The 3,364-nt window shown below is 75.5% G+C and carries 4 protein-coding genes; all 4 read right to left on the reverse strand.

The window, feature by feature from the left end:
• On the reverse strand, nucleotides 1-541 hold a 541-nt coding region (locus RIF68_RS31695; protein ID WP_309054712.1), incomplete at its 3' end, for a class I SAM-dependent methyltransferase.
• A 72-nt stretch (nucleotides 542-613) separates the two neighbouring features.
• Nucleotides 614-1,312, reverse strand: coding sequence for a class I SAM-dependent methyltransferase (locus tag RIF68_RS31700; RefSeq protein WP_309054713.1), 699 nt, complete (start codon nucleotides 1,310-1,312; stop codon nucleotides 614-616).
• A gap of 226 nt (nucleotides 1,313-1,538) precedes the next feature.
• Complete coding sequence (locus RIF68_RS31705; protein WP_309054714.1) at nucleotides 1,539-3,017, reverse strand: MDR family MFS transporter; 1,479 nt, start codon at nucleotides 3,015-3,017, stop codon at nucleotides 1,539-1,541.
• A gap of 6 nt (nucleotides 3,018-3,023) precedes the next feature.
• The coding region (locus RIF68_RS31710) for an FAD-dependent oxidoreductase (RefSeq protein WP_309054715.1) at nucleotides 3,024-3,364 on the reverse strand (341 nt) is incomplete at its 5' end.

A 3,364-nucleotide genomic window follows, 5' to 3' on the forward strand; every position in this document is an offset into this window, starting at 1 on the left:
GGCTGTGGTCCTCGCTGCGGGCGACCTCCATGAGCCCGCCGCTGCGCCGGGCGGCCTCGAAGCGGGCGGTGTCGGGGACGAAGCCCTGGACGACGAAGCGGCCGTGTTCGGGCAGGAGCCGGGCGGCGTTGGCCAGGCAGCGGACCTGGTCCTCCTGGGAGGCGAGGCTGTAGAGGGTGTTGAAGACGATGTAGGCGAGGGCGAAGGGGCCTTCGACGTCGAGTTCGGCGAAGTCGCCGGTGACCAGGGTGACCCGGTCGCTGCCGGGCTTGCCCCGCAGCACGTCGAGCATGTCGGGGGAGGCGTCGATGCCGGTGACGTCCACGCCCCGCTCGCTGAGCGGCAGGGCCACCCGGCCGGTGCCCACGCCGAGTTCGAGGACCCGTTTCACGCCGGTGTCGCGGGCGGCGCGGTCCGCGAGGGCGGCGAGGAAGCGGATGGTGTCCTCGGTGTCGTCCTGGAGGCGGACGATCCAGTGGTCGTAGATGTCGGCGAGCTCGTCGCCGTAGCTGGTCGGACCGTAGTTCTCCTGAGTGGCCATGCGGGGAGTCAACCTCCGTCGGTGGGCGGGGGCCAGGTGCGTTCGACCCGGCCTTCGGGGGTGGCCGTCCGGTCAGCCCGCGGCGGTACGGCCGCCGGGCGCGGCGGGGTCCGGCTCGCGTACGGCTTCCATGCGGGCGAACAGCCGGAACGGCAGGGTGGGCGCGCCGGTGAGGTGGGTGCGGTGGACCCGGCCGCCGGTGAACTCGGGCCGGGCGGCGACGGCCTGGCGCAGGGGGCCGTCGTCGGCGCCCCGGAAGTCGTAGACGAGGAGCCGGCCGCCGGGGCGCAGGACGCGGGCGGCCTCGGCCACGGCGCCGGGGACGTCGGACCAGTGGTGCATGCTGAGCGTGGAGACGAGGACGTCGGCGGACGCGTCGGGCAGGGGAAGGGCGGCGGCGTCCCCGAGGTGGACGGTGACGCGGTCGGTCAGGGCGTGCGCGCGGGCGTTGGCGCGGGCGCGGTCGACCATGGCGGGTGAGACGTCGACGCCGTGGGGGACGAGGTCGGGGCGGGTGCGGGCGATCCGCAGGAGCAGCCGGCCGGGGCCGGTGCCGATGTCGGCGACGACGCCGCCGCGGGGGGCGCCGCGGGAGACGTCGGCGGCGGCGCGGCGGTGGAGTCCGCCGAGGACCCAGCCGGAGAGCCGGTCGTAGGCCTCGCCGCTGATGCCCATGCCGCCGGGGTCCTTCCCGGGGTGGTGCGGGTGGTGGCCGTGGCCGCCGGCGACGCGGTGGACCGCGCGGTGGGCGGCGTGGAGGAGGGAGCGCATCGTGTACTTCCGGGGTGAGGGGTCGGGGGTCAGGAGGTCGGGGGGCGCGGGCGTCGTCGTCCCGGGCCTCTCAGGGGTACGGCGCCCCGGGCCCGGCCGGGGGCGGGGCCCGGCCCGGGGCGCCGTCGCACCGGCCCGCGCGCGGGGCGCGGGCCGATGCGGGCCGGGTGGTGCGGGGAGCGCGGGCTCCCGCGCCGGGTTCGGGTCCCGCCGGGGCCCGGACCGGTCAGGCCGCCTCGGGCGCGGGTGCCGGGCCGTCGGCCGCGGGTTGCCGGCCGGGGCTGTCGGGCCGGGGCAGCAGGGCGATGAGCGCCACGAGGAGGACGGCGAGCGGCACGCCCCAGGTGAAGACCTCGGGGATGGCGGCCGCGGTGGCCTCCGGGCCGCCGGGTCCGGAGGCGACCTCGCGGGCCAGCAGGTTGCCGAAGAGGGCGACGCCGATGGCCATGCCGAGGCCGCGGATGGACAGGTTGGCGGCGGTGGTGGCCGCCAGGTCCGGGGGCGCTGCGGCGTTCTGGGAGACCACGACGAGGTTCTGCATGAGCAGGCCGAAGCCGAGGCCGAGGACCGCCATCTCGGCCGCCACCAGGATGTACGGGCTGCCGAGGTCGAGCAGGCTGAGGAGCAGGAAGGCGACGGTGAGCAGGCCCGCCCCGGTGAGGAGGTACGGCTTGAAGCGGCCGCTCGCGCCCGCCTTGCCGCCGGCGATCGCGGAGATGGCGACGAAGGGGATGAAGTACGGGTTGAGCGCGAGTCCGGCCTGGGTGGCGCTCATGTCGTAGGCGGCCTGGAGGAAGGTCGGCATGAAGACGATGGAGCCGTACAGGAGCATGCCGACGACGGCGGTCGCGGGCAGCGCGACGCGCAGGGCCGGGTTGGTGAACAGCCGCAGCGGGAGGAGCGGGTTGCGTGCCCTGCCCTCCCACCACACGAACAGGGCGGCGAGCACCGCGCAGAGCGCGATCAGGCCGAGGATCTGGCCCGATCCCCAGGCGTACTCGCGGCCGCCCCATTCGGTGACGAGGAGGAGGCTGACGACGGCGCCCATGAGGAGCGCCGAACCGGCGAGGTCGACGGGTGCGCTGGCGGCCGCCTTCGGCAGGCGCAGCGCGTAGGCGCACAGGGCGATGGAGAGCAGGCCGAGCGGGATGTTGATGTAGAAGATCCAGCGCCAGCCGGCGGTGTCGGTGAGGATGCCGCCGGCGAGCGGGCCGCCGACGCTGGCGAGGGCGAAGACGGCGCCGGTGAGGCCCTGGACCTTGCCGCGCAGATGGGTCGGGTACAGCTCGGAGAGCGCGACGGTCGGGATCACGAAGAGGGCGCCGGCGCCGATGCCCTGGAGCACCCGGGCGGCGATGAGCTGCGGCATGGACGTGGCCAGCCCGCACAGCAGCGAGGCGGCGGAGAAGAGGACGACGGCGCCGATGAAGACGGAGCGGCGGCCGAGGCGGTCGCTGACGCGTCCGTAGAGGGTGCCGGTGGCGGTGGAGGCGAGGACGTAGGCGGTGACGACCCAGCTGAAGGAGTCGCCGCCGCCGATGTCCGCCGTGATGTCGGGCAGGGCGATGGCGACGACGGTCTGGTCGAGCACGGACAGCAGGATGCCGAGCACGAGGCCGGCGGTGGCCAGGGGGACGTTGCTGTCGTGCGCCGGAGCGGCGGCGGCGGTGGTGCCGGTGGCTCCGGAGGAGGTGCTGTCGGACATGGCGGGTCACGCCCTCCCGGACGCGAAGGGGTTGGGGAGCTTGAAGTCGACGCTGACGAGGTCCTGGTCGATGACGGTGCCGGCGACGGTGCCGCTGGCGGCGGCCGCGACCACGGCGGCGAGCGGGACGGGCACGGTGGCCCGGCGGGCCATGTCACCGGCGGCGTAGACGCCGGGGACGCTCGTCTGGCCGAACTCGTTGACCTCGACGCAGGCGTCGGGGAAGGTGGCGCAGCCGAGCCGCTCGGCGAAGTCGGCGCGCTGGCGCAGGGTGGTCTTGATGAAGGCGGCGTCGCGTTCGAGGGCGGAGCCGTCGGTGAAGACGATGCGGCGCAGGGCGGTGCCCT

This window comes from Streptomyces sp. (assembly GCF_031178505.1).
Taxonomy (GTDB): domain Bacteria; phylum Actinomycetota; class Actinomycetes; order Streptomycetales; family Streptomycetaceae; genus Streptomyces; species Streptomyces gulbargensis.

What these genes read in the sequence shown, in the direction of transcription:
- RIF68_RS31705 (WP_309054714.1), bottom strand. Translation starts at nt 3,017, where the DNA reads ATGTCCGACAGCACCTCCTCCGGAGCCACCGGCACCACCGCCGCCGCC.
- RIF68_RS31700 (WP_309054713.1), bottom strand. Translation starts at nt 1,312, where the DNA reads ATGCGCTCCCTCCTCCACGCCGCCCACCGCGCGGTCCACCGCGTCGCC.